We start from the raw sequence: 1,552 nt of genomic DNA on the forward strand, positions 1-1,552 counted from the left end.
CTGCCCGCCGAGCACGCCTCCCGGACGGCCGACCAGCTCGCCGCCGCGGGCGTCACCGTCGTCTGCCTCCCCCAGGGCTCCTGCGGGGCCGTCACGGGGCGTGGGACGGCTCCTGTGCGGCTCCTTCGGGCGGCGGGAGTGCGGGTCGCCGCCGGGAGCGGCGCGCTGCGGGACGTCTCCAACCCCGTGGGGCGGGGGGATCCGCTGGAGGCCGCCTATCTGCTGGCCTCCCGGGAGGGGCTGCGGCCCGAGGACGCGTACGACGCCGTCAGCGCGTCCGCGCGCGGGGTGCTCGGGCTGCCCGAGGTGCGGGTGGAGGCGGGGTTTCCGGCGGAGTTGCTGGCGGTGCGGGGGGAGCGGCTGGCGGGGGCGTTGTCTTTGGCGTACAGCCGGATCGTGATTCATCGGGGGCGGGTGGTGGCTCGGACGAGTGCGGTGCGGGAGTACTGCGATTCGACTGTGGCTGCGGAGTTGGGGTTGCCTCGGCAGGGGCGGGGGGAGGTGTCGTAGGGGGTGCTTGGGGGGGGGCTGGGGTGGGCTTGGGGGTGGGCCGGGGTCGGGTTCGAGGTAGGCCGGGGTCGGGTTTGGGGTGAGCCGGGGTCGGGTTTGGGGTGGGCATATTTTCCGATGAGCCGACTTGTCTGAAGCCGTGCGGCGGATGCGACTGCCGGGGCGTACGGTCGAAGGCATGCGCATTGTCATCGCCGGAGGTCATGGTCAGATCGCGTTGCGGCTGGAGCGGTTGCTCGCCGCGCGCGGGGACGAGGTCGTGGGGGTCGTCCGCAAGGCGGAGCAGGGTGACGCCCTGCGGGCGGCCGGTGCCGAACCGGCTGTGCTGGACCTGGAGTCGGCGTCCGTCGAGGAGGTCGCGGAGGTGCTCCGGGGCGCCGACGCCGCGGTGTTCGCGGCGGGTGCGGGGCCAGGCAGCGGGGCGGCCCGCAAGGACACCGTCGACAAGGGCGCGGCGGTCCTGTTCGCCGACGCGGCCGTCCGCGCGGGTGTGCGGCGGTTCCTGGTCGTCTCCTCGATCAACGCGAACGCCGAGCACCCCGGGGACGACGTCTACGACGTGTACCAGCGCGCGAAGGGGGCCGCCGACGCATACGTGCGGAGCCTCGACGCCCTCGACTGGACGATCCTGCGGCCCGGCGGGCTCACCGACGACGCCGGGACCGGGCTGGTGCGGCTGGAGGCGGGCACAGGGCTCGGGATGATCCCTCGCGACGATGTGGCCGCGGTGCTCGCGGAGTTGCTGGAGACGCCGGCGACCGCAGGGCTGACGCTGGAGCTGGTGGGGGGTTCGACGCCGGTCGCGGTGGCGGTGAAGTCGGTCGCCGGGGGCTGAGGGGGCTGGGGTGACGCCGGGAACTGGCGAAGCCTCAGCGGCGTTGTAGGGCTTGAGGGGTGGGGGTGGTGACCGTGGGTCAGAAAAGGGGGAGCTGGCCCGGGAAGTCGGGGAGGGCGAAGCCGTCCAGGGACGGCTGGGCGGCGCCGATCTGAGCGGGGCGGCGGGAGCCGGGGCAGGACGTGAGCTCGCCGGTGCCGCGGGCGC

General features: G+C 74.7%; 2 protein-coding genes. Both read left to right on the forward strand.

Annotated features, from left to right (window positions below; translation table 11 throughout):
- On the forward strand, nucleotides 1–510 hold a 510-nt coding region (locus tag ACVNF4_RS35840; protein WP_461807009.1), incomplete at its 5' end, for an amidohydrolase family protein.
- A 178-nt stretch (nucleotides 511–688) separates the two neighbouring features.
- A complete protein-coding gene (locus ACVNF4_RS35845) occupies nucleotides 689–1,345 on the forward strand; it encodes an SDR family oxidoreductase (RefSeq protein ID WP_461807010.1) in 657 nt (218 codons plus the stop codon).
- The last annotated feature ends 207 nt before the right edge of the window (nucleotides 1,346–1,552 follow it).

Source organism: Streptomyces sp. S6, assembly GCF_054880855.1.